The organism is Sulfurospirillum sp. 1612, assembly GCF_036556685.1.
GTDB lineage: Bacteria > Campylobacterota > Campylobacteria > Campylobacterales > Sulfurospirillaceae > JAADIZ01.
The window spans coordinates 1,115,670-1,140,390 of sequence record NZ_CP140614.1; the positions used below are offsets into that span (position 1 = coordinate 1,115,670).

Annotated in this window: 28 protein-coding genes; 25 read left to right on the plus strand and 3 right to left on the minus strand. The window is 37.9% G+C overall.

Annotated elements, in window-relative coordinates:
• Positions 1-8: 8 nt before the first annotated feature.
• The gene (locus tag SFB89_RS05500) at positions 9-665 is read left to right on the plus strand and encodes a hypothetical protein (RefSeq protein ID WP_331775948.1); all 657 of its coding nucleotides are present in this window, start codon (positions 9-11) and stop codon (positions 663-665) included.
• Here SFB89_RS05500 and SFB89_RS05505 read toward each other — a convergent pair.
• Positions 652-1,326: a transposase gene (locus SFB89_RS05505; RefSeq protein ID WP_331775949.1), complete on the minus strand. Its 675-nt coding sequence runs from the start codon at positions 1,324-1,326 to the stop codon at positions 652-654. The two genes, SFB89_RS05500 and SFB89_RS05505, sit on opposite strands and share 14 nt — an antisense overlap.
• A 109-nt stretch (positions 1,327-1,435) precedes the next feature.
• Here SFB89_RS05505 and cbiM point away from each other — a divergent pair, with 109 nt between their 5' ends.
• From cbiM to SFB89_RS05555, 10 genes are read left to right on the plus strand one after another with little or no spacing between them, the layout of a single operon-like run.
• Positions 1,436-2,077 carry a cobalt transporter CbiM gene (gene cbiM / locus SFB89_RS05510; protein WP_331775950.1) on the plus strand — a complete coding sequence of 214 codons (642 nt, stop codon included), beginning with the start codon at positions 1,436-1,438 and terminating at the stop codon, positions 2,075-2,077.
• Positions 2,067-2,366, plus strand: a complete 300-nt coding sequence (locus SFB89_RS05515) for a PDGLE domain-containing protein (RefSeq protein WP_331775951.1) — start codon at positions 2,067-2,069, stop codon at positions 2,364-2,366. Before cbiM ends, SFB89_RS05515 begins: the two co-directional genes overlap by 11 nt.
• Positions 2,350-2,886, plus strand: coding sequence for a hypothetical protein (locus SFB89_RS05520; protein ID WP_331775952.1), 537 nt, complete (start codon positions 2,350-2,352; stop codon positions 2,884-2,886). Before SFB89_RS05515 ends, SFB89_RS05520 begins: the two co-directional genes overlap by 17 nt.
• Entirely contained in the window at positions 2,879-3,646 is a 768-nt protein-coding gene (locus SFB89_RS05525) for an energy-coupling factor ABC transporter ATP-binding protein (RefSeq protein WP_331775953.1), read from the plus strand. The genes SFB89_RS05520 and SFB89_RS05525 overlap by 8 nt, the downstream gene beginning before the upstream one ends.
• A complete protein-coding gene (hypB, locus tag SFB89_RS05530) occupies positions 3,639-4,409 on the plus strand; it encodes a hydrogenase nickel incorporation protein HypB (protein WP_331775954.1) in 771 nt (256 codons plus the stop codon). The genes SFB89_RS05525 and hypB overlap by 8 nt, the downstream gene beginning before the upstream one ends.
• A complete protein-coding gene (locus SFB89_RS05535; RefSeq protein WP_331775955.1) occupies positions 4,410-4,682 on the plus strand; it encodes a HypC/HybG/HupF family hydrogenase formation chaperone in 273 nt (90 codons plus the stop codon).
• Complete coding sequence (gene hypD / locus SFB89_RS05540; RefSeq protein ID WP_331775956.1) at positions 4,672-5,790, plus strand: hydrogenase formation protein HypD; 1,119 nt, start codon at positions 4,672-4,674, stop codon at positions 5,788-5,790. Before SFB89_RS05535 ends, hypD begins: the two co-directional genes overlap by 11 nt.
• Entirely contained in the window at positions 5,787-6,794 is a 1,008-nt protein-coding gene (hypE, locus tag SFB89_RS05545) for a hydrogenase expression/formation protein HypE (protein WP_331775957.1), read from the plus strand. Before hypD ends, hypE begins: the two co-directional genes overlap by 4 nt.
• The gene (gene hypA / locus SFB89_RS05550) at positions 6,794-7,135 is read left to right on the plus strand and encodes a hydrogenase/urease nickel incorporation protein HypA (RefSeq protein ID WP_331775958.1); all 342 of its coding nucleotides are present in this window, start codon (positions 6,794-6,796) and stop codon (positions 7,133-7,135) included. The genes hypE and hypA overlap by 1 nt, the downstream gene beginning before the upstream one ends.
• Before the next feature lie 40 nt (positions 7,136-7,175).
• Complete coding sequence (locus SFB89_RS05555; protein ID WP_331775959.1) at positions 7,176-7,679, plus strand: GNAT family N-acetyltransferase; 504 nt, start codon at positions 7,176-7,178, stop codon at positions 7,677-7,679.
• Here the strand turns inward: SFB89_RS05555 and SFB89_RS05560 are convergent.
• Entirely contained in the window at positions 7,663-10,227 is a 2,565-nt protein-coding gene (locus SFB89_RS05560; protein ID WP_331775960.1) for a YhdP family protein, read from the minus strand. The genes SFB89_RS05555 and SFB89_RS05560 overlap by 17 nt on opposite strands.
• Between SFB89_RS05560 and mltG the strand changes: the two genes are divergently transcribed.
• The 11 genes from mltG to SFB89_RS05615 all read left to right on the plus strand — a co-directional run bounded on the left by mltG (position 10,118) and on the right by SFB89_RS05615 (position 20,984).
• Positions 10,118-11,113, plus strand: a complete 996-nt coding sequence (mltG, locus tag SFB89_RS05565; RefSeq protein ID WP_443082184.1) for an endolytic transglycosylase MltG — start codon at positions 10,118-10,120, stop codon at positions 11,111-11,113. The genes SFB89_RS05560 and mltG overlap by 110 nt on opposite strands.
• 117 nt (positions 11,114-11,230) lie before the next feature.
• On the plus strand, positions 11,231-13,459 hold the full coding sequence (locus tag SFB89_RS05570) for an NADP-dependent isocitrate dehydrogenase (protein ID WP_331775961.1): 2,229 nt from the start codon (positions 11,231-11,233) through the stop codon (positions 13,457-13,459).
• A 25-nt stretch (positions 13,460-13,484) separates the two neighbouring features.
• On the plus strand, positions 13,485-14,456 hold the full coding sequence (locus tag SFB89_RS05575) for a malate dehydrogenase (RefSeq protein ID WP_331775962.1): 972 nt from the start codon (positions 13,485-13,487) through the stop codon (positions 14,454-14,456).
• Positions 14,443-15,294, plus strand: a complete 852-nt coding sequence (locus SFB89_RS05580; RefSeq protein WP_331775963.1) for a fumarate hydratase — start codon at positions 14,443-14,445, stop codon at positions 15,292-15,294. Before SFB89_RS05575 ends, SFB89_RS05580 begins: the two co-directional genes overlap by 14 nt.
• Positions 15,295-15,305: 11 nt before the next feature.
• Positions 15,306-15,866 carry a Fe-S-containing hydro-lyase gene (locus SFB89_RS05585; protein ID WP_331775964.1) on the plus strand — a complete coding sequence of 187 codons (561 nt, stop codon included), beginning with the start codon at positions 15,306-15,308 and terminating at the stop codon, positions 15,864-15,866.
• A gap of 200 nt (positions 15,867-16,066) precedes the next feature.
• The gene (gene sucC, locus SFB89_RS05590; protein ID WP_331775965.1) at positions 16,067-17,239 is read left to right on the plus strand and encodes an ADP-forming succinate--CoA ligase subunit beta; all 1,173 of its coding nucleotides are present in this window, start codon (positions 16,067-16,069) and stop codon (positions 17,237-17,239) included.
• Positions 17,239-18,111, plus strand: coding sequence for a succinate--CoA ligase subunit alpha (sucD, locus tag SFB89_RS05595; RefSeq protein WP_331775966.1), 873 nt, complete (start codon positions 17,239-17,241; stop codon positions 18,109-18,111). Before sucC ends, sucD begins: the two co-directional genes overlap by 1 nt.
• 12 nt (positions 18,112-18,123) lie before the next feature.
• On the plus strand, positions 18,124-18,441 hold the full coding sequence (locus tag SFB89_RS05600; protein WP_331775967.1) for a 4Fe-4S dicluster domain-containing protein: 318 nt from the start codon (positions 18,124-18,126) through the stop codon (positions 18,439-18,441).
• 10 nt (positions 18,442-18,451) lie between these two features.
• The gene (locus SFB89_RS05605; protein ID WP_331775968.1) at positions 18,452-19,582 is read left to right on the plus strand and encodes a 2-oxoglutarate synthase subunit alpha; all 1,131 of its coding nucleotides are present in this window, start codon (positions 18,452-18,454) and stop codon (positions 19,580-19,582) included.
• A gap of 1 nt (position 19,583) precedes the next feature.
• On the plus strand, positions 19,584-20,417 hold the full coding sequence (locus tag SFB89_RS05610; RefSeq protein ID WP_331775969.1) for a 2-oxoglutarate ferredoxin oxidoreductase subunit beta: 834 nt from the start codon (positions 19,584-19,586) through the stop codon (positions 20,415-20,417).
• Between the two features lie 15 nt (positions 20,418-20,432).
• Positions 20,433-20,984 carry a 2-oxoacid:acceptor oxidoreductase family protein gene (locus SFB89_RS05615; protein ID WP_331775970.1) on the plus strand — a complete coding sequence of 184 codons (552 nt, stop codon included), beginning with the start codon at positions 20,433-20,435 and terminating at the stop codon, positions 20,982-20,984.
• 56 nt (positions 20,985-21,040) lie between these two features.
• Here SFB89_RS05615 and SFB89_RS05620 read toward each other — a convergent pair whose 3' ends face one another.
• Positions 21,041-21,631 carry an NAD(P)H-dependent oxidoreductase gene (locus SFB89_RS05620; RefSeq protein ID WP_331775971.1) on the minus strand — a complete coding sequence of 197 codons (591 nt, stop codon included), beginning with the start codon at positions 21,629-21,631 and terminating at the stop codon, positions 21,041-21,043.
• Between the two features lie 197 nt (positions 21,632-21,828).
• Between SFB89_RS05620 and SFB89_RS05625 the strand changes: the two genes are divergently transcribed.
• The 3 genes from SFB89_RS05625 to SFB89_RS05635 are packed head-to-tail and all read left to right on the plus strand — an operon-like array spanning position 21,829 to position 24,717.
• Positions 21,829-22,770 (plus strand): tripartite tricarboxylate transporter substrate binding protein, encoded by a 942-nt coding sequence (locus tag SFB89_RS05625; protein ID WP_331775972.1) that lies wholly within the window; start codon positions 21,829-21,831, stop codon positions 22,768-22,770.
• Between the two features lie 5 nt (positions 22,771-22,775).
• Positions 22,776-23,228 carry a tripartite tricarboxylate transporter TctB family protein gene (locus SFB89_RS05630; protein ID WP_331775973.1) on the plus strand — a complete coding sequence of 151 codons (453 nt, stop codon included), beginning with the start codon at positions 22,776-22,778 and terminating at the stop codon, positions 23,226-23,228.
• 10 nt (positions 23,229-23,238) lie between these two features.
• Positions 23,239-24,717: a tripartite tricarboxylate transporter permease gene (locus SFB89_RS05635; RefSeq protein WP_331775974.1), complete on the plus strand. Its 1,479-nt coding sequence runs from the start codon at positions 23,239-23,241 to the stop codon at positions 24,715-24,717.
• Positions 24,718-24,721 lie beyond the last annotated feature (4 nt).

Sequence of the window (24,721 nt, forward strand, 5' to 3'; positions counted from 1 at the left end):
GGAGTCTGATGATGCATTTAAAAAAATTCCTTATTTTATTGGGGTTGAGCGTGGCGCTTTTCTTTAGTGGATGTGCGACGACATTTTCAGGTGCGTATAGTCAAAAAGTTGATCCCAATGAGGTCATTAACCCTCATGATACGATTTTGGTCACGACTAACAAAGATGATATTGCCTCTAAATATTATGTGGATGATGTGATATATCACCTGAATAAACGTGGTTTTGACATGGTTTATTCCTACACAGATGCAAATATTCCACCCGTGAAATACAAGATGGTGATACGCGTCTACAAAAAAACAACCTCTTATAAATATAACTCAGCAGATTATGGCCCGATCAGCACCGGAACAGTGAGAACGAATTGCTATAAAGAGGGGAAAGTGACCCGTTGTGTAACGACACCAAATCAAACTTATGGCATCATCGGCTACTCTCAAAAAATCCGATATCTCCACGGACACTACTTTATCATGACCGTTTATAATACGCAAACACAAGAGAAAGTTTTTGTAGCAAAAAGCTCGACGTTTGAAACTTCTTGCGATAATATGACGTTGTACCGATTTTTGATTGATGAGACCATCAAACGGATGAATTTTCACAGGCCGATGGAGTACAAATTCTCAGTCAAGATGCCTGATGGCTTTACGTGTCAGTAGTTTCTTGATTGTAGAGTTGTTGTAAAATCGCTTCTTGTTCTTCTTGTGAGTAGTTGAATTTGAATTCGATTTCTTTGAGATAGTAGAAAAAATTCTCAGCCCTGATACCTTTATAGCGCACAATGGATGCCTCAAAAAAGACCCAAAATTTTGTGATAAGATTATCGATGTTTTGGATTTTGGCGATTTTATTGAACATCATGAACTTTGAGAGCTCTTTGAAATAGGATTTTTGTGCGCCATCTTGGAGAAAGTCATCTTTGTACTTGTGCAAACTGGGCATGGGTAGATTGAAGATTTTGTCTTCATAGTGAAAAGTCAAAAAGTTTTGTGAATCAAAAATATTTTCTTCTACCTTTTTTTTACTCTTTTCCAAATAGAGATATTCATCATACTCCAATACATCTTTGTCGATATAAGCCTCTTGTGCAAAATTGGCGATGAGCATCCTAAAGAGTTCGTAGCGATTTTTAACCGTGAGATAATTAAAACCTAGTGTGATACTCGCTTCTCTTGCGCTAAGATTTTCGCAGAAAGCTTTGATGATTTTGTGGTTTTTTTCAATTTTCTTAGGACTGAATTTTTTACCACATTTACTACATTTTAATTGTCCCGTTTTTAAAGTATAGAGTTTTGGATGATGACAATAAATACAATTCATACAAAATTATACCATATTTTGTGCCAAAAATATATAAGAAATATCTCAATTAATGATACTTTTATGTAAAAGTTGTAGAATATGAACAATTATTCATAAAGGGTTGAACATGCACATAGCTGATGGATATCTTTCTCCTGAAACCGTAGTCGTTTCTTTTGCGGTTGCTATCCCATTGTGGGTTTATGCATTTCGTAAATTAAAAGCGAAAATGAACGAAGAGACGATTCCTGTCTTGGGTGCTCTGAGTGCTTTGAGCTTTGTTATCATGATGTTTAATATTCCCATTCCTGGGGGTACAAGCGGACACGCGGTGGGGGCGACTTTGATCGCCATCATGATTGGGCCTTGGGTCTCTTTTATTGCGGTGTCTTTAGTCTTGTTGATTCAAGCAGTCGTATTTGGAGACGGGGGCATTTCAGCACTGGCTGTCAATGCGCTAGGTATGGGATTGATTGCTTCATTTAGTGGCTATTATTTGTTTGAACTCCTTAAAAAATATAAGTTTGCTCCTTTTATCGCTGGATACACTTCTTTAGTTTTTGCTTCCTTTTTTGTTGCACTTATTTTGGGTATCCAGCCTCTTTTTTGGTCTCACGATGGCACGCCACTTTATTTTCCTTTTGATTTGAAAGTTACCATACCGATGATGGTAGGGGGACACTTGCTTTTTGGAATTGCCGAGGGGATTTTTACACAAGTTGTGTATGCATTGTTAAAGAAAGAGAAGAAGGTGACTTATGAAATCTAATGTTTTTAAGATTTTGGCGGTGATGGTACTTTTGGTGCCACTAGGACTTTTGACCCAAAACCCTGCATGGGGAGAATGGGAATCAGATTATTACATTAAGATATTAGGATACCTGCCAAAAGGGATGGCTGATGCCAAAGGGGTGACTCCCTTATTGCCAGATTATTCGATGAAAGGCGGTAATGAAGTCTTGTGGTATTATCTTAGTGCATTGATTGGTATCGTGTTGATATTTGCGATTTTCTACGCCGTGTCTAAAATAGGAAAACGTCGTGTTTCTAAATCTTAGCTTCATTGCCCTGTTTTTTGTGATATTATGGCTCAAGAGTCCATGGTATCTATTGGCGTGCGCTTTGATTTTCAATGCAGTTGCTTTTAAAAATTGTATCAAAATTAATAAAAAAGTTTTAAAATCCATACTGATCTTTAATATTGGTGTGAGCCTTGGCTATATTGTGATGGCATTTTTCAAAGAGATTAGTCCTTGGAATTATGTGATTTATATCAATCTCAAAGTTTATACTTTGACTTTTTTTGTATTTTTGTTTTTTTCTCATGTCAGCATCGTGAATTTTTTCTCTTTTTCAAAAGAGCTAAGCTATCTTTTGAGTATTTCACTCTCCCAAATCTACTCGTATCGCAAAACTTTTGAAGATTTTAGATTGTCTTATAAAGCCAGATTTATCAAAAACTACAAAGAGCGCAAGCGGGATTTTATCACGGTAGTCTTTAGCTTTTTTCTCAAAAAATCAATGCATGATTCTCATGAGAGAGTCCTAGCAATGAGAGCGAGGGGATTCTTTGATTGATTTAGAACATATTTCATTTGAGTATGAAGATAAATGTGCACTTGATACGATTGATTTAAAAATTGAAACTGGTGAAAAAGTCGTACTTTTGGGTAGTAATGGCAGTGGAAAATCTACGTTGCTGCGATTATTGGCCGGACTATATTTTGCCAATAGTGGCACGTATTTTTTTGAAAAAGAGCCCATCAAAAAAAGAAAAGTTGGGAAAGATTTTCGAAAAAAAGTTGGAGTTTTATTTCAAAATCCTGAGAGTATGATTTTTAATCCTACCGTTTATGATGAGATTGCTTTTTCACTCAAAGAGTTTGATTTTGATAATATCGAAGACCGCGTTGTCAAAATCTCAAAAGAGATGGGCATCGAAAAACATCTCAAAAAATCACCGCTTAGCCTAAGTGGTGGCGAAAAACAAAAGGTCATGTTGGCTTCTATTTTGGTGTATGAACCACAGCTTTTGCTCTTAGATGAGCCAACGGCTGCGATGGATCCTAGGTCATCAGGGTGGTTTATCGATTTTATGATTGATATCCAAAAAACCGTCGTACTGGCTACCCATGATCTCAGTCATGCTTATGAGATGAGTGAGCGTGCCATTGTGATTAGTGAGGAGCATAAAAAGATTTATGATGGCGATATAGAGGTTTTATTTGAGGATTTGGATTTGCTCCAAAAAGCCAATCTCATTCACAAACATAAAGTTAAAAAAAATATTTATAATACAAAATACCATTTACATTTTAAAGGAGAAGGACATGTGTAAAGATTGCGGTTGCTCTATCACAGATAGCGCACACGAACACGAACATCATCACGGAAGTAGCGAGGAACATCAAAGTGCCCACGAGCATTTACATGATAATCCGCAACTTAACGATAAAAAAACAGTAGAAGTTATCACAAAGATTTTGGATAAAAACGATCATGAAGCCGATCACAACCGTGCTCATTTTGAAGAGCACAATGTTTTGTGTATCAACTTGATGAGCTCTCCGGGCAGTGGTAAGACAACAATGCTCGAAGCTTTGGCAGATATTGCAGATTTTAAATTTTGCGTCGTTGAGGGTGATTTGGAAACCAATAAAGATGCCGATAGGTTAACCTCAAAAGGAATCGATGCCCATCAAATACAAACTGGTTCTGCGTGTCACTTGGATGCTTTCATGGTACATAAAGCACTCCATCATGTAGATATGGACAAAGTAGATGTCTGTTTTATCGAAAACGTCGGTAATCTTGTTTGCCCTGCGAGTTATGATGTCGGAAGTCATCTAAATATCGTGCTTGTCTCAGTTCCTGAGGGTGAAGATAAAATCGCAAAATACCCGGTAATGTTCCGAAAAGCCGATTTGATTCTTTTTACAAAAACTGACCTTTTGCCATATTTTGAATATGACTTAGAACACGAAAAAAGTGTCGCAAGAACACTCAAACCTAATGTTGATATTTTAGAAATCAGTACAAAAGATCCAAAAAGCTTAGAAAAAGTTGCCAATTGGATAAAATTCAAAAGAGAGGTAAGATAGATGTGTCTTTCAATACCAAGCAAAGTAACTCATATTGATGAAAATAATATGGCCACCGTTGATACTATGGGCGTCAAAAGAGAAGTGACGCTTGATTTAATCGATGAAAAAGTTGAAATCGGTGATTATGTACTCATTCATGTTGGATTTGCTATGAATAAAATCAGCAAAGAAGAGGCTCAAGAGAGTTTGGACCTCTATGGGCAGATTGTGGAGCAGATGAAAAATGAGGAGATAGACCAAAGCGAGGGAGATTGCAATTATGCCACTTGATTTGATAGAAGGCTTTAGAAATCCTGAACATATCAAAGCCTTGGCTGCATTAATCGAAAAAGAGTGCAAGAGCAAACTCAATGTCATGGAAGTTTGTGGGGGACATACCCATACGATTATGAAGTTTGGTCTGCCTCAAATACTGCCTGATTTGGTAGAATTTATTCACGGACCAGGTTGTCCGGTTTGTATTATGCCAAAAGAGCGCATCGACCATGCCCTTGCACTCGCTTCAATGCCAGATACGATTCTTGCGACACTTGGTGATATGATTCGTGTGCCAGGGAGTAAGACGTCATTGCAAAAATTGCGTGCTGAGGGCAAAGATATCCGATCATTATATTCTCCACTAGACGTGCTTAAAATTGCCAAAGATAATCCGGATAAGAAAGTCGTTTTTTTCGCAATCGGCTTTGAAACTACGACGCCAATGACGGCGGTGCTGATTGATGAAACACTCAAAGCAGGCCTAAAAAATCTCTATTTTCATATTAATCATGTCACGGTACCTGAGCCTATTGATGCGATTATGTCAAGCGGAGATTCACGGATTAATGCCTTTTTGGGACCATCACATGTGAGTGTGATTACTGGATATGGCGTTTTTGAACCCTTGGTGGCGCGCTACAAAACTCCAATCGTCGTCGCAGGATTTGAGCCAGTTGATGTGATGGAAGCCATCCTCATGATAATCCGTCAGATTAACAATGGAGAGTATAAAGTCGAAAACCAATACAAAAGAGCCGTCTCTAAAGAGGGCAATGTCAAAGCGCAAGAGTTAATCAACAAATATATGGAAAAACGCAGTCATTTTAGATGGCGTGGTATTGGTGATATTGCGGATAGTGCGCTAAAACTCAAAGATGAATATGCCTATATGGATGCCGAAATTGCTTTTGATGCCATCTTGCCAAAAGGTGAGATTGATGATCATAAACTGTGCATTTGTGGTGATATTCTCAAAGGAAATGCCAAGCCGTTTGATTGTAAAGTTTTTGGAAAAGCGTGTGTACCGAGCAACCCGATGGGATCTTGTATGGTCTCAAGCGAAGGGGCTTGTGCGGCTTATTATAAATATGGAAAATTCACCGGAAAAGGGATGAAATGAGTCAAAAAAAGATAATGCTATCGCAAGGCGGTGGCGGAGAAGAAACCCAAACGCTCATCAAAGAGCTTTTTTTTAAATATTTTGATAATGAGATTTTACTCAAAATGGAAGATGCTGCCGTCCTTACGATGCAATCGAAAAAGATTGCGTTTACGACTGACTCTTTTACCGTCAGCCCTATCTTTTTTAATGGGGGAAATATCGGTAAATTAGCCATCGCTGGAACTGTCAATGACGTCGCTATGATGGGTGCAAAACCACTCTATCTCACGTGTTCATTCATGATAGAAGAGGGATTCCCTTATGATGATTTGGTGACTATTGTCAAAAGCATGAGTGATGAGCTCAAAGTCAGTGGCGCGAAGATTGTAGCAGGTGATACTAAAGTCGTGCCAAAAGGTAGCGTGGATGGTCTTTTTATCAATACTTCAGGTATTGGTGAAGTGATGATTGACAATATCTCAGCACACAATCTTGTAGAAGGTGATTCTGTCATTGTATCCAATGAAGTGGGAAATCATGGCGCGTGTATTTTAGCCAAACGCGAAGATATCCAACTTGATTCTGATTTGAAAACTGACTGTGCAACATTGTGGCCGATGATTGAGGCGTTGATAAAAGAGGGCATCAAAATAAAATCACTCCGAGATGCCACACGTGGAGGTTTGAGTGCTGTGCTCAATGAATGGTGCGAAACATCACACGTCAGTATTGAAGTCAATGAAGAAAAAATCCCAGTAGCCAATGAAGTCAAAGGGGTTTGTGAAATGTTGGGATTTGAGCCTTATGAATTTGCCAATGAAGGTACGATGGTTCTCTGTGTTGAAGCCGGCGAAGAAGAGAAAACCTTGCAAATATTACGAACCTTTGAGAAAACAGCAAAAGCTTCATTTATTGGAACCGTGTCACACAAATATGATGACAAAGTCATCCTTAATACGCCATGGGGCAGTAGCCGATATTTGGAACCGCCTAAAGGTGAACTTTTACCAAGGATCTGTTAATGCATGAATATTCTATCGTGACTTCACTGCTAGATATGTGTGAAGAAAATGCCAAAAAAGAAAATGCCACCAAAGTGACGAAAGTGGAAGTGAAAATTGGGAAATTAAGTGGCGTCGAGCCCTATCTTTTGGAGAGTGCTTTTGAGACGTTTAAAGAAAAAACGATTTGCGATGGGGCAGAATTTGTGATGAATATCCAAGATGTGGTGGTGCATTGTAATTCATGCAATAAAGACTACACTCTGGAGAAAAATGAATTTTTCTGCCCAGGATGTAAGAGTCTAGATCTCGATGTGGTTGATGGCAATGATATGTATTTGATGCGGGTTGAAATGGAATAATAATTGAATTATGATATAATTTCCACGAAGGAAATAATACATGATTAAACAATTTAGAGTGGCAAAGATAGAGGATTTGCCCGAAATTATTAATATTTACAATGATTCGATCAATGATGGTATTACGACACTAGAGAGTGCAATCGTGACGGTTGAGAGCCGCGTCGATTGGTTTCACTCTCATGATAAAGAGACGCGCCCGATTTTGGTGAAAGAGTATCGAGATAAAATCATCTCCTGGATTGATTTTCAACCTTTTGACGCGGGTAAAGCTTACCAAAATTGCGCGCGTATTAACATCTATATTGAGAGAAATTTTAGAGGACAAAAACTAGGTCAAAAATTTTTACAAGAAGCACTGGCAAAAGCAAAAGAGTATGGAATCAAAACGCTTTTAGCCTATATTTTTGCCGATAATATTGCTTCATTGAAATTATTCAAAAAAATGAATTTCAGAGAGTGGGGTCGTTTCCCTAGTGTGGCTGAATTTGACGATACACAAAAAGACCTCATTATCCTTGGTAGGGCTATTGAAACAGTTTAAGGGGCGATTCTATCGTCCTTTTTAAGATATCAATCGGAGTCATCACAGAGTCTTTTAACAGCTGAGTTTTTATTTTTGGATTTTTTAAGTCACCTGTGATACTGATATTCGTAGAGATACTTTTGTCATCTCCGAGGATAATATAGCCCAAAACTGGAATTTTTTTGATTGCATCGCTCACATCTTTGAGTGTTTTGACTTGTAAGTCAAGGTGAATACTGTTTTCATCAAGATTGATATATCCCTTTCCAACTATATCGGTATTATATCCATGTAGATTGATGTTTTGAAAAGAGAGAATTTGATTAATTCTTTTAAATTGGATGGTACCATTTTTGATGAAATAGCCATTTTCATTAAAATTAGGATTCTTAAATAAGACCAAAGAGGGAATGGTATTGATGATTGCCATGAGATTATTAAACAATGCCGAATCTTTTAAGGTGGTATTGTTCATCTCTACATTACCATCAAAAATATCAAAATTATCGCCGTTTGCCGTGATTTTAAACGTCCCATCTTTGACCATATTACTGTGTAAAGCAGTATTGACAAACACATCATTTAATTTTGTCGCTTCCAGATAAAATCGTCCCCCTTTATCTTCATAACCAATTTGCGAGTTTTTATAAACACTGATGAAGCTAGTATCCTTTTTCATGCGCTTGAATGTAAAATGATCACTTAAAATGGTCGCATTTAAATCTTTGATTTTGAAATTGACATGATGGCCATTGATAATGGTGTCATGATTGGCTACTTTTTTTGTTGATTTTGAGGAAGTATTGGCAATTTGAATATCTAAATCTTTAAGATTCACGATAAGTTTGTCATCATAAGAGAGTTGAATTTTCTTATTATGACTAAGCGCGGTGATGGCATTGGCGTTGGTCTTAATGGTGATATTTAAATCTTTTATTTTTTTATCATGAACGTAAAAAGGGGTCTGAAAATCGCGCAATTGCAAGTGTGCATCAAAATTTTGGAATGCTTTTGTCGTGACATAAAGCGCTCCTGCACTCATATTATAATCTTGCATCATGGGAGAGAATTTTTGGTATTTTGATAAATCTTGGATGGAAATTTTATTATTGTTCGCTGTAAATGAGAGATTAGTATCTAGATTTTTTAGCTCAAACAGGCTGCTATTGGGTTTGAGCGTCAGTTTTATAGGCTCATCTTGTAGGTTTTTGATTTGTAATAATTTGTTATCTTTAAGCCCAATATCAAGCGCATTGATACTAACAAGACCATGATATTGTTGGGTGTCCGTTTTGAAGATTCCCGTGGTATTGAGATCAAAAATATTTTTATAAGCGAGATTGCTATGGTCGATAAATATCTTATTATTATCCAATCTTATGGTTGCATATTTTGTAAAAAAATTCACACCTTTGATATTTAATATTGAATCTTTTACCGTAAAATCACCCTTAGCATCAATAGAGTAGGGCAAAAACTTGATATCAAGATAGAGGTTGGAGTGATTGATGCCACTAGATTGTGTGATAGGAATATTGATATTAAAGGCTTTGAGTATTGAATGTATCGTAGAATCTAATAGTGAATTGGACGTAATATCAACGACGATACCATTGCTTGTGGTGAGCAGATTATAGATATAGATGTTGTTAATCGTGATTTTTTTACCTTTAAAGGTTGGATCATCAAGATGAAAAATCAGCTTATTGTCTTGAAGTGTGATATCGATTTTTTTAGCTAATGCGGGTGTGACATCGGGATGAAATTGAATGGTTGCCTCTTTGAGAGTGGCATTGGCTTGCATCAGTTTTGGGAAAAAATCACCGCTGAGGAGATTAAACATCCCTTGGATATTGTTGAGTTTATAATCTTTAGCTACTATTTTTTTGTAAATCCAAGCACTCACGATTGGCTCGAGCTTGACCCGTGCTTCAATATACTTCATGATAGGCTCTAATGAGGCAAAATGCTCACTACTTGCTTGATAATAGACTTTGTCTTTTTCGATTTTAAAATTCAAATGTCCATCGATATTTAATATGTCAAATTTCCCAGAATAATCATAGATGTTTTTTTTCAAATCCAAGATGGTTTTTCCGACGAGTTCAATATCATAATCTTTTAAAATCATCTGTTTGACATCAATATTGATTTTTCCCTTAGAGACATCTTGCAGTTTGGCATCGATGGTTAGGTAGTTACTGTTGAGATAAAAAACATTATCTTTGTACAGAAGATTGATGACTTCATCATTGTATTGCACGTTTTTGAGTGAGATTTCTTGGAAAAATTGGTTTAAGTATTTACCATATTTTGCTAATTTATAAATCTCATAAGCTGAGTTTTTAGCTTTTGAATCTCTTAGTATCTTGATTTGATTTGATTCGACAATTAACTTTTTATCTAATTTTATATATAATTCATTAATCCTTAGTTTTGGCAACGTGATAGAATTGATTGTGATGCCATGCATTAAAGATAAGATTAAGATGACGAGAGAGAGTATGATAAACAAAATAGTTATCCAAAGTTTTCTCATGATATGTGATGTGATTTTAATTATCATTTTATCTCTTATATTCCATATTTCTGCTCTCATGACTTCAAGCAAAGTCGTCTATGTGCCCAAGGGTTCTGTGACCCAAATTATAACATACTTACAAGAAAATAATTTCGCTATTTCCAAAAATGTTGATAAATATCTTTTATATTTGATTGGACAACCGCAATCTGGGTGGATTAACGTCGGAGAAAATGTTTTGACACGGGGAGATTTTTTTTATAAGCTCTCTCATGCAAAAGCAGCAATGAAGACGTTGACCTTAATTCCTGGTGAGACGACGATTGTATTTTTGCAGCGATGCGCACAAGAGTTTAATCTCTCTTTTGAGAAATTATTGTCAATCTACAACCAAGTATCTCCCTATAAAGAGGGACTTTTAGTGCCTGATACTTACAATATTCCTATGGGTATCAGTGAAAAACATTTGATTTATTATCTGGTGCATGAAAGTGAGATCATACAAAAAAAGAATGCTTACAAAATCTTCGGTGAATATAATAAAAAGAAGTGGTACAAATACCTCATTGTCGCCTCAATCATCCAAAAAGAGTCCGCCAATAAAACCGAGATGCCAATCGTCTCTTCGGTGATTTATAACCGTCTGCGCAAAGGGATGAAGTTACAGATGGATGGCGCTTTAAAATACGGCCTTTTTTCTCACAAAAAAATCACACCTCAAAGAATTAAGGAAGATAAAACAAAGTATAATACTTATAGATGGAGAGGGTTACCTGATGACCCTGTATGTAGCGTCAGTATGGATGCCATTGCCGCCGCTATATTTCCCAAAAAGACAAAATATTTATATTTTGTAAAAAACAATAAAGGAGTGCATTCTTTCTCAGAAACGTTTAGCCAACATAAAAGAAATGTTAAAAAGTTGCATTAATTTGTTAATTTTATAATTATTGAGATTATTTTTATAAATTAATCAAAATTTTATAATATTTTTTATACATTATGATGATATTATCGTATTCATAAAATATTCACAAGGAGATGATACATGAGCAAACACAGATCCAAAATTATATACACTAAAGTAGATGAAGCACCAGCATTGGCGACTTATTCACTACTTCCTATCATAAAGGCTTTCACAAAACATGCAGATATAGAGATTGCCAACAAAGATATTTCTCTCTCAAGCAGAGTGCTTGCCGCTTTTTCTGATAGCTTACCAGAAAAACAACAAGTCAGCGATGATCTTGCAAGATTAGGACAATTAGTCAAAGAACCTGATGCAAACATTGTAAAACTACCTAATATCAGTGCATCTATTCCTCAACTCAAAGCAGCTATTAAAGAGCTTCAAGATAAAGGCTATGATGTTCCATCTTATCCTGAAGACCCACAAACACCAGAAGATATCGCGATAAAAGAACGCTATGCAAAAACTCTAGGAAGTGCGGTCAACCCCGTACTACGAGAAGGAAATTCTGATAGAAGAGTCGCTAAAGCCGTGAAAGAATACGCCAAGAAAAATCCACACAAAATGGCTGCTTGGTCAGCAGATTCAAAAGCTCATGTTGCATCGATGGATCATGGTGATTTTTATGAAAGTGAGACCTCAATCACACTAGAGGAACCAACCGTTGCTCAGATTCAATTTATCGATAAATCGGGTGATGTTCGTGTACTCAAAGAGTCATTGCCACTCTTAGAAGGAGAAATTTTAGATTCTTCTGTGTTAAGAGTTGCGGCATTGGAAGATTTTTTTGATGCACAATTAAAAGATGCTAAGGCACAAGGTGTTTTATTGTCATTGCACTTAAAAGCGACGATGATGAAAGTCTCAGATCCTATCATCTTTGGACATGCGGTTCGTGTTTTTTATAAAGATTTATTTTCAAAATTTGCAAAAGAACTCAAAGAAGTCGGCTTTAATGAAAACAATGGTATTGGTGATCTTTATGCTAAGATGGATAAGTTCTCACCAGATGTCAAAGAAGCCATAGAAGCAGAAATTGCCAATATTTATGCAACGCAACCAGATTTAGCCATGGTTGATTCTGATAAAGGCATTACCAATTTACATGTTCCCAATAATGTCATCATTGACGCCTCTATGCCAGTAGTCGTGCGAGATGCCGGCAAGATGTGGGGTGCTGATGGCGCGCTTCATGATACGAAAGCTTTGATTCCAGATCGTAGCTATGCTGGTTTTTATCAAGAAGTGATTGAAGACTGCCAAAAAAACGGTGCGTATGACCCTTCAAAAATCGGAAGTGTTGCTAATGTCGGACTGATGGCACAAAAAGCGGAAGAGTATGGCTCTCATGATAAAACATTTATTGCTCCCGGTGATGGCAAGATCGTCATCGTCGATGCACAAGGTCACGTGCTCTTGTCTCAAGATGTACAAGAAGGTGATATTTATCGAAGTTGCCAAGCCAAAGATATTCCAATACAAGATTGGGTGAAATTAGCAGTCAATCGTGCGCGCGCTTCTGGAACACCGGCAGTTTTCTGGCTTGATCCAAACCGAGGTCATGATAGAGAAATTACAAAAAAAGTCGAGAAGTATCTCAAAGATCATGATACCAATGGCTTAGAGATTTATATCAAATCACCAATCGAAGCGATGAAATATTCACTCAAAAGACTCAGAGCGGGACAAGATACCATCTCGGTGACTGGTAATGTCTTAAGAGACTACTTAACTGATTTGTTCCCAATTATAGAACTAGGAACCAGTTCAAAAATGCTCTCCATCGTACCACTTTTAGCAGGAGGCGGTTTATTTGAAACCGGAGCAGGCGGAAGTGCTCCAAAACATGTGCAACAATTTTTGGAAGAGGGACATTTACGATGGGATTCATTGGGAGAATTTTTAGCGTTATGGGCATTGTTGGATGGTTTGGCATTTAAATCAAAAGAGACAGAAGTGTCTGCCCTTGCGAAAACACTTGATAGCGCTATTGGAAGATTGTTGGACAACAATAAATCCCCATCTCGAAAAGTAGGAGAACTTGACAATAAAGGCAGTCATTTTTATCTTGCACTTTATTGGGCAGAAGCCCTAGCCGCTCAAAATGAGAGTGCTAAATTGAAAGATATTTTTAAAAGTGTTGCTTCCAAACTAGAAGAAAATGAAGCAATCATTTTGAAAGAGTTAAAAGAGGCTGAAGGCAAAAGCGTCACTATTGGTGGTTATTATAAGCCTGATGATGCCTTGGCATTTGAAGCGATGAGACCGAGTGCGGTGTTTAATACAATCATCGACTCAATTTAAAAGATAAAGATTTCGAGGGAGCATTATGAGTATTAACAGTAAAGTTTCTGTTGTCGGGGCAGGTGGCAATGTCGGTGGTATTGTTGCCTATTCGATTGCGATGCAAGGTTTGGCACATCAAGTTGTTTTAGTTGATAGAGATATGGATAGAGCCCGTGGAAAAGCACTGGATATGAATCAAGCCGCAGCAGCGATGCGCTCCCATTCTGTCGTTAGAGTAGCAGAGAGTTATGAAGATGTACGCGATAGTAAGATTGTTGTCATTACTGCCGGTTTTCCTAGAAAAGAGGGCATGAGTCGTGATGATTTATTGATTAAAAATGCTGAAATCATGAGAGAAGTAGTGGCACAAGTGAAGGTAGTCGCACCGGATTCTATTTTAATTATCGTCTCCAATCCACTCGATGCGATGACTTATGTTGCATTAAAAGAGTCAGGATTCCCAAAAGAGCGCGTGATTGGAATGGCGGGAATTTTAGATATCGCGAGAATGACACACTTCATCCAAGAAAAACTTGGCTTTGGTGCGGGACAAATTCGTGCGAGTGTGATTGGTGGACATGGAGACACGATGGTGTTATTGCCACGTTTTTCAACCGTCGCTGGCGTACCTCTTCATGATTTACTTAGTGATGATGAAATTGAAGAGATTGTGATGAAAACCAAACACGGAGGTGCAGAGATTGTTAAATATCTTGGTACTTCCGCTTATCTGGCACCGGGAAAAGGTACTGCGATTATGATTGAGTCTATTTTAAGAGATTCTAAGAAAATCTATTCTTGTTCTACTCTGCTTGATGGAGATTATGGCTACACCAACGTCACCACGGGTGTACCTGTGATGTTGGGAGCTAATGGAGCAGAGCGCATTATCAAAGTGACGCTAGATCGTTGTGAGAAAAGTCAATTTGATCATAGCGTAAAATCCGTACAAAACATTATAGAAGTCTTATATAAAAACAATTTTTTTGGGGAGGAAAAATATGAGAGAAATTAAATATGATGATATTGTCAAGACCATTCGTGACACTATCATTTACAGCGGTACTGTGTTGCCAAAAGATGCATACAAGGCTTTAAGCGATGCTTATGAGAATGAAAAAAGCCCAGTAAGCAAAGAGGTTTTAAAACAGCTTCTAGACAATGCTGATATTGCAGCAAATGAGACCAAACCACTGTGTCAAGATACGGGATTGGCAGTTTTCTTTGTCAAGGTAGGAGAAGATGTCAAAGTTGTTGGCGGTTCACTAAAAGCGGCTATCAATGAAGGTACGAGACAAGGTTATGAAGATGGCTATTTGAGAGCTTCTACTTGTCATTGGGATACACGAGCCAACCTCAAAGATGAGATCGGTTATAATCTACCGGCTGTGATTCATTTTGATTTGGTTGAAGGTGATGTTTTAGAAATCGAATATGCTGCAAAAGGCGGTGGTAGTGAAAATGTTAGCCGTGCGATGGTTTTAGCTCCAGCTAAAGGCAGAAAAGGTGTTATAGAATTTGTTAAACAAGTGATTTCAGATGCTGGCCCAAATCCTTGCCCTCCATTGACCGTAGGTGTCGGTATTGGCGGTACTTTTGAAAAAGCGGCAATTTCTAGTAAACATGCCTTGTTTAGAACCTTAGGAAGTCGAAACGAAGACCCAACGCTTGATTCTATGGAACAAGAGTTATTGACTGAGCTCAATAAACTAGGAATTGGTGCTATGGGTATGGGGGGAACGGAGACTGTTTTGGGCGTTCATATTGAAAAAAACCCATGTCATATTGCGAGTTTGCCGGTCAGTGTTAATGTTCAATGCCATAGCAGTAGACATACTGTTATTAAACTTTAGGAGGGTGAGTTATGAGCAAAACATATCATCTAACAGCACCATTAAGTGAAGAAGATGTCGTACAATTAAAAGCAGGAGATATTGTCTATCTTAGTGGCGTGATTTACACCGCTAGAGATGCGGCGCACAAAAAATTAGTAGATTTATTAGATGCGGGTAAAGAGTTGCCTTTTGATATGAAAGGTGCTGTTATTTATTTTGTTGGACCAACACCACCAAAACCCGGTGATCCGATAGGAAGTGCCGGACCGACTACGAGTTATCGTATGGATTCTTATTCTCCACGTTTAATTAGCATTGGACAAAAAGGGATGATTGGTAAAGGCAAAAGAAATCAAGATGTGATTGATGCATGTGTGAAATACAAAGCAATTTATTTTGGTGCAACCGGAGGGGCAGGCGCATTGCTAGCGCGACAAATCAAGAGTGCTGAAGTGATTGCCTATCCAGAACTTGGACCTGAAGCTATCCGAAGATTGGAAGTGGTTGATTTTCCACTGACCGTAGTTAATGACTCTTATGGTGCGGATTTATACAAGATTGGCCGAGAGCAATATGAAATAAAAGATTAATTAAAATATAGTTTAAGCGTAGTGTTTTTTATCTACGCTTAAACTTAAAATTTTATAAATAAAATATATATATATAAATTTTACAAATAAATATAGAAAAAACATTATAAAGTTACACAATATTTTTATTATCAGATTAATAGATAAAACAATTAATGATTTTGTTTATTGTTGTGCTAATAAACTAATTAGGAGATTATATGAATATTCATGAATATCAGGCAAAAGAGATTTTCGCCAAATATAATGTACCCGTTCCAAGAGGAAAGGTTGCATTTAGTGTTGATGAGGCGGTTCAAAATGCCAAAGATCTTGGTGGCAAGATTTGGGTTGTAAAAGCTCAAATACACGCAGGTGGACGAGGTCTAGGCGGCGGTGTTAAGCTTGCTAAAAGTATTGATGAAGTAAAAGCTTTGGCTTCTGAAATCCTCGGAATGACTTTGGTGACACACCAAACCGGCCCTGAGGGAAAACTGGTTCAAAAAGTTTATATCGAAGAGGGCGCTGATATTGCAGATGAACTCTATCTTGGAGTGGTTCTTGATAGAGCCAAAGAGATGCCTGTTATCATGGCTTCTACCGAAGGAGGTATGGAAATCGAAAAAGTTGCTGCAGAAACTCCAGAAAAGATTATTAAAGTTGCAGTAGACCCAAGTATTGGTTTTCAAGGCTTTCATGGTAGAGAATTAGCATTTGGATTAGGACTACCAAAAGAACAAATTGGAAAATTTATAAAATTTGCAGCAGCACTTTATAAAGTTTATGTAGATAATGATGCTGAATTGATAGAGATTAATCCTTTAGTGAAAACGGGCGCTGGTGATTTCATTGCGCTTGATGGTAAGATGGGATTTGATGATTCTGCACTCGGAAGACATCCTGATATTGAAGCGATGCGAGATATTAGCGAAGAAGATGCAGATGAGAGAGAAGCGGGTCAATATGGACTCAGTTATGTTTCACTTGATGGCGAAATCGGTTGTATGGTAAATGGTGCCGGATTGGCGATGGGTACGATGGATACCATCAACTATATGGGCGGTACTCCTGCAAACTTCTTGGATGTTGGTGGAAAAGCCAACGCTGAAACCGTTGCAAAAGGTTTTGAGATTATTCTCAAAAATCCAAATGTAAAAGCAATTTTTGTGAATATTTTTGGTGGTATCGTAAGATGTGACCGTATTGCAAATGGGATTTTAGAAGCGACGAAGATGGTGGATGTCCATGTTCCTGTTATCGTCAGACTTGATGGTACAAATGCACCAGAAGCGGCGGAAATTTTAAGAAATGCAAAAATCAGCAATGTTATCGCTGCGACTGACTTAGGTGATGGTGCAGCAAAAGCCGTAAAAGCTGCAAAGGGAGAGAAATAATGAGCATATTGGTTAACAAAGATACAAAAGTCATCGTGCAAGGTTTTACAGGCAAAGAAGGTACGTTTCATGCAGAACAATGCATCGCTTATGGTACTAAAATTGTCGGTGGTGTGACACCAAACAAAGGGGGCCAAACGCATCTAAACTTACCTGTTTTTAATACCGTATCAGAAGCGGTTAAAGCAACAGGGGCTACTGTGAGTATGATTTTTGTTCCGCCTGCTTTCGTGGGAGATGCGGTTATGGAAGCTGCTGATGCAGGTATCGATTTAGCCGTAATCATCACAGAAGGTGCTCCGGTTAAAGATATGATGATGGCAAAAGCATATGCTGTTAAAAATAATATGAAAACCATCGGACCAAACTGTCCGGGTATTATCACCGCAGAAGAGTGTAAAATCGGTATTATGCCAGGTATGGTATTTAAAAAAGGAAAAGTTGGATTGATTTCAAAATCTGGAACGTTGACATACGAAGGTGCTAATCAAGTATGTAAAGAAGGTTTTGGTATTACAACGGCTGTGGGAATTGGTGGTGATCCGATTATCGGACTCAGCTACAAACAACTATTGCCACTTTTTGAAGCAGATCCAGAAACAGAAGCGATTGTTATGATTGGCGAAATTGGTGGTGATCTTGAGATTCAAGCCGCCGCATTTATAAAAGAAAATATTACGAAACCTGTTGTTGCCTTTATTGCGGGTCAAACAGCACCAAAAGGTAAAAGAATGGGACATGCAGGAGCCATTATCAGCGGAAGTGCGGGTACTGCTGCTGAAAAAATGGCTGCGCTTGAAGCTGCTGGAGTTTTTGTTGTAAAATCTCCTGCTGAAATTGGCGCTAAAGTGGCCCAAGTATTAAAGAAATAAGGAGAGATGAATATGAGTAATGTAGTAGCTCCAGAGAGTACACCTGTATGGGTTGATACCAGTCGATGTAAAGCATGTGATGTTTGTGTCAGTGTTTGTCCTGCGGGTGTCTTGGCGATGGTACCTGCACCCAATTCAACACTAGGCTCTATGATAGAAGTAGAAACACCTGCGGCTTGTATTGGTTGTCGAGATTGTGAACTTCATTGTCCTGATTTTGCTATCTATGTAGCAGAGAGAGGCGAATATAAGTTTGCCAGAATCACAGATGATGCAAAGCAACGTGCTGAAGACATCAAGAAAAATCACTATAGAAAATTAAGTGCATAGGGAGAAATAAATGGCAAGAGAAGTAATCTCAAGTGGTAATGCACTTGTAGCGAAAGCAGCAGCAGAATGTGGATGTAAGTTCTTTGGAGGATATCCTATTACACCATCAAGTGAAATTGCTCATGAAATGAGTGTTTCACTACCAAAGGTAGGTGGACATTTTATACAAATGGAAGATGAAATTGGTGGTATTTGTGCCGCTCTTGGATCTTCAATGAGTGGTGTCAAATCCATGACGGCGACCAGTGGTCCTGGTATCTCATTGAAATCAGAACAAATCGGATACTCTTTTATCACTGAAGTTCCTTTGGTTATCGTCAATGTCATGAGAGGCGGACCAAGTACGGGACTTCCAACACGGGTGTCTCAATCTGATGTTGGACAAGCAAAATATCCAACACATGGTGATTTTGCTTCGATTACATTATGCCCTGGTAGTTTGGAAGAGTGTTATACCGATACCATTCGTGCCTTTAACTTGGCAGAACAGTATATGACGCCGGTATTCTTACTTTTGGATGAAACACTCGGCCATATGCTAGGTAAAGCAATCTTACCAGATCTTGAAGAAGTCCAAAAAACAATCGTGAATAGAAAAGAATTTACAGGTGACCCAAAAGAGTACCTACCTTATGATGCAAAACCAAATGAGCCTGCTGTACTTAATCCGTTCTTCAAGGGATATCATTATCACATCACCGGACTGCATCACGGACCAACAGGTTTCCCAACTGAAGATGGTACGATGTGCGAATACAATATTGAAAGATTGACCGGTAAAGTCAACAATGCTAAAGATCTTGTATCTTATGAAGAGTTTATGCTTGATGATGCAGATGTTTGTATTATTGCTTATGGAAGTATCAGTAGAGGGGCTAAAGAAGCGGTATCAAAACTAAGAAAAGATGGTATTAAAGCAGGGTTATTTAGACCCGTCACATTGTGGCCAAGCCCAGTAGAAAAATTTAAAGAACTCGGAAAGAAATTCGACAAAATTATGGTAACAGAACTCAATATGGGACAATATCTAGAAGAGATTCAACGGGTTATGAAGCGCGATGATTTCACCGTGCTTTTAAAAGCAAACGGTCGTCCAATTGCACCTGTCGAAATGGTTACTAAAGTAAAGGAGATGATGTAAGATGGCTTTTAATTACGATAAATATCTTAGAGTAGAAAAGATGCCAACACTGTGGTGTTGGGGATGTGGTGATGGTGTTATCTTGAAATCTGTAATTCGTGCCATTGACAAGATGGGATGGAGTATGGATGATGTTTGTATCGTCTCAGGTATCGGTTGTAGTGGTCGATTTAGTTCTTATATTGATTGTAACACGGTACATACCACTCATGGTAGAGCTATCGCGTATGCCACGGGTATCAAACTTGCAAATCCGGACAAACACGTCATCGTAGTTACCGGTGATGGTGATGGCTTGGCAATTGGTGGAAATCATACCATCCACGGGTGTAGAAGAAATATTGATTTGAATCATATTGTTATTAATAACTTTATTTATGGTCTAACCAATTCACAAACCAGTCCGACAACACCAAAAGGTATGTGGACCGTCACAGCGCAATTTGGAAATGTAGATCCTACTTTTGATGCTTGTAAACTAGCAGAAGGGGCTGGAGCCACTTTTATTGGTAGAGAATCTGTTCTTGATCCAAAGAAAATTGAAAAAGTTCTAGTCGAAGGATTTTCTCATAAAGGGTATTCTTTCTTTGATATTTTTTCAAACTGCCACATTAATCTTGGTAGAAAAAACAAGATGGGAGAAGCGGTTCTTAATCTAAATTGGATTGATAGCATGACCGTCTCTAAGAAAAAATTTGACGCGATGAGCGAAGAAGAAAAAGTGGGTAAATTCCCGATGGGTGTCTTGAAAAAAGATGATGATGCACTCGAGTATTGTGAAGCATACGCTAAAGTAATCGAAGCAGCACAAAACAAAACAAAAGTTCAGCTTTAAGGATGGTAAGGTAACATGAGAAGACAATTAAGATTTGTAGGAGTCGGCGGTCAAGGTGTTATACTTGCAGGTGAAATTTTAGCTGAAGCAAAAATCGATGATGGTGGTTATGGTGTCAAAGCCTCAACCTATACATCACAAGTAAGAGGGGGACCGACTAAGGTTGATATTTTACTTGATGATCATGAGATTTTATTTCCTTATGCCAATGAGGGCGAGATTGAGTTCATGATTGCAACGGCTCAAGTCAGTTATAATAACTTCAAAAATGGTGTCAAAGATGGTGGTGTTATTGTTGTTGAGCCAAATCTTGTTACTCCAAGTGAAGAAGATAGAAAAAGATGGACGATTTATGATATTCCAATCATTACCATCGCAAAAGAAGAAGTTGGGAATGTTATTACACAATCAGTCGTGGCACTCTCTATTACCGTTGAGATGACAAAAGTATTAGATCATGAACTGGTTAAAAAGATTATGCTTGAAAAAGTACCTGCAAAAGTACACGAAGCTAACCTCAAAGCTTATGAATTAGGTATCAAATACGCCAAACAAGCATTGGCTTAAATGAAGAACCAAAGAGCCACTAGAATCTCTAGTGGCTCTTTTTTATATCGTAACCATTATCCAAAATTTTTCTGAAGTAGCGTATCAAGTCTTGATAACTCACGCTCCAAATCCATACCACTTTTAAATATATCATGAATAGAGTATGTCTCTAGTGGTTTGGCACCACAAAATTGAAAAAGTTTATGTACGGCAATATTGGCCTCATCAACACTTAAGCCATCAAAAAAACCCTCTTTATTGTCAAATTCACTTCTCGGACAATTATAGGTGAGACTTAGCATATATTTTTTCTCTGTCATCAATCCGCCACTACCGTATCGTTTGTTTGGGTCTTTTCTGCTTCGTCCATCATTGATATAAGTGACACTCCCTGAACCTGCCGAAAAGACTCCATCAATATATTTTTTTGTGACCCAAGGCACACCCATCCAATAGACAGGATACTGGAAAAAAATAAAATCAGCCCAATCCAGTTTTTCGAGCTCTTCTTTGACATCATAGTGTTGATCTATGGCCGTTTGCTGTATTTCAAAGCCTTTTTTTTCTAAGGTTTCAATGACACGAGTAATGATGGTATTGGTCAGATTTCCCTCCGCAATACCTTTATAATATTGGTGACCGTTGATAATCAGGATTTTGTTCATAGATACTCCTTATAAAATAATACAAAATTATAGTTCTTCTTAACTTAATAATCCCTTGCTTTACTTTTAGTAAGTAATGAAATAATATGTACTTAAACTTGTTTATCATGATATTATTTTATTCAAAGAATCCATTTAGTTAAATCTCTTTTTATATATCTTTCGTTACTATATATAAATTTTTTAAAGGAGATTTGATGAAAAAACTTGTTTCATTAGTTTTGTTGGTTGCGTCAATTTTTGCCATTGACACTCTGGCTGCTTATCCTTCTAAAACTATCAAATTGATAGTGCCTTCAAAAGCAGGAGGTTCGACAGATACAACAGCGAGATTGTTCGTAGAAACTGCTAAAAAATACTGGAAAGATGCAGATTTTATAGTAGTCGATAAACCAGGGTCTGGTGGATTGATGGGTTTTGAAGCAGAAGCGCGAGCACGAGCTGATGGCTACACCATAGGTTTGATGTTTACCCCGCAATTAGTCGCGCATATTGTTGCAAAGCGTGCATCTTATACTTTGGATTCTTTCAAGATTATCGGAAATGTTGCAGAAGATCCGGAAATCATTGTTGTGAGTGCAAAAAGTAAGATCAAAAATATAGCAGACCTAATCAAAGCAGCAAAATCAAAACGTTTTACTGTTGCGGTTAATGGTATCGGAAGTGATGATTTCTTGGCAGCTAAAAACTTTGAAAGTATTGAAGGGGTTACCTTTAATTTGATGCCAACTAAAGGTTCTACGGAGCAAAAAGCAGCGATTTTAGGAAATCATGTTGATGCGGCATTTATGAATCTATCGCAAATGCTTTCACAACATAAAGCGGGTAAGGCGCGTATTATTGCTATCCTTTCCAAAAAAAGATCCTCTGTGGCTCCGGATATCAAAACAGGCTTAGAGCAAAATTACAGTGGCTTGATGACAGCAACGAGAGGTATTGTTATTGGAGCCAAAGTCAAAAAATCTATCGCAGACAAAATCACAGACCTTTATACCAAAGTCGTCAATGACCCAAGTTTCCAAGAAAAATGTGCGAAGAGCTATATTTTCTTAAACTTGATGAATGGTGCAGAATATAAAGCTTATTTAGAATCGTTGCAAAAAACGACTCAAAAAGTTTATGATGCGACCCCTTGGTAACATAAATGAGTAAAAAATATCTTGATATCGGGTTAAGTATATTTTTTATCGTTCTTGCAGTACTGCTTTATCGCAGTACTGCATCCTTCCCAAAATCTACGATTTTTACGACGGCAGTTTACATCAAATTCCTTGCTATCTCCTTGGGATTGGCTGGTGTTGTATATTTTTTTAATGCCATAATCTCAGATAAATATATTAAAATTGTTTTTACACATAATCCTAAAAAGTTTTTTTTATTAATCCTCTCACTTGTTGTCTATGTGTGGGTGATGCACTATTTAGGATTTATAGTATCAACTTTGATATTTTTACCAGTGACGATGAGATTCATGGGTTATAATGCTTTTATAAAATCGTTGTTCATCTCTATTGGAATTGCTCTTTTTGTCTATTTTCTATTTGAAAGAATCTTTGAAATCCAACTTCCTGAGATGATGATTTTCATGCAAAACTAAGGATGCTATCATGATGTTAGAAGCTTTACAAGCTGTGATGAGTGTGGATGTGATACTAGCTGTGACTATTGGCTCGATCTCCGGCATTCTGATTGGAGGAATGCCCGGTCTTACTGCGACAATGGCAGTGGCACTTTTGATTCCGATTACATTCTCATTTTCTCCTTTAATAGGGTTGGCGTTGATGGGTGGTGTCTATTGTGGCGCGATGTATGGTGGATCGATTTCGGCGATTTTACTCTCTACCCCAGGGACTCCTGCTGCTGCAGCCACAGCATTAGAGGGGTATCCTCTTACCAAGCAAGGCAAAGGTGGTTTAGCCCTCAAAGTTTCAGTAATCGCTAGTTTCATCGGAGGGACATTCTCTGTTGTTGTACTACTTTTAGTGTCTCCACTTTTATCAGAATTCGCGCTAAAGTTTGGGCCTCCTGAGTATTTTTTATTGGCATTGATGGGATTAACAGGGGTCATATCAGTCTCAAGTGGTGGCTTGACTAAAGGAATTATTTCAGGATTGATAGGACTTATTATTGCTTTGATTGGAACCGATGCGATGAGTGGAACTTTGCGCTATACGTTTCATATCGTCGATTTGTATGAGGGAGTTTCCTTTATGCCCGCACTCATCGGGATGTTCTCCATCGCACAAATGCTCTCACTTGTCGGAGAGAAGCGCATCGCCAATGAAGATATTGACCTCTCCACGATTAAACGAGACAAAATGCCCAAAGGAATGGCCCCTTTTATCACACTCGGAACAGCTGTGGGTACTATTGTGGGGATTATCCCCGGTGAAGGTGCTACGATAGCCGCATTTGTCTCTTATAATATGGCCAAGCAAAAATCAAAATTTAAAAATCTCTTTGGCAAAGGAAACCCCGAAGGGATTGCGGCGGCTGAGAGTGGTAATAATGCTTGCGTCGGTGGTTCTCTTGTCCCACTTTTGACGTTAGGAATTCCTGGCAATACGGTCTCAGCAGCCTTGATGGGAGGTCTCATGATACAAGGGTTAATTCCCGGTCCTGAACTCTTTACAAAATATGGGCAGATTACTTATGGATTTATTTTATCGCTTTTTATCGCGAATATTGTTTTTTTGATAGTGGGACTCTTTTTTGCACCTTATTTTGCGAAAATCTCACTAATTCCTGCTTCGGTTTTGATTTCGGCCATTAGTATCTTTGCTATTATTGGTTCGTATGCGATAAATAACAATATGTTTGATGTTTGGTTGATGCTATTGTTTGCTTTTGGAGGTTTTTTCCTCAATAAATTAGGCTTTTCCTTGAGTGCCATTATTTTAGGGATGATTTTGGGGCCTATTGCAGAATCAGGCTTTGCACAAGCATTGACGATATCAGGTGGCACCTATGGTATCTTTTTTGCCTCTATCCCTGCGAAGATTTTGTGGGTGATTATTATTGTTCTATTGTTGCAGCCAATGTGGGGATATTATCGCAGTAAAAAAATCAGAAATATTGCATCTTAGGTCT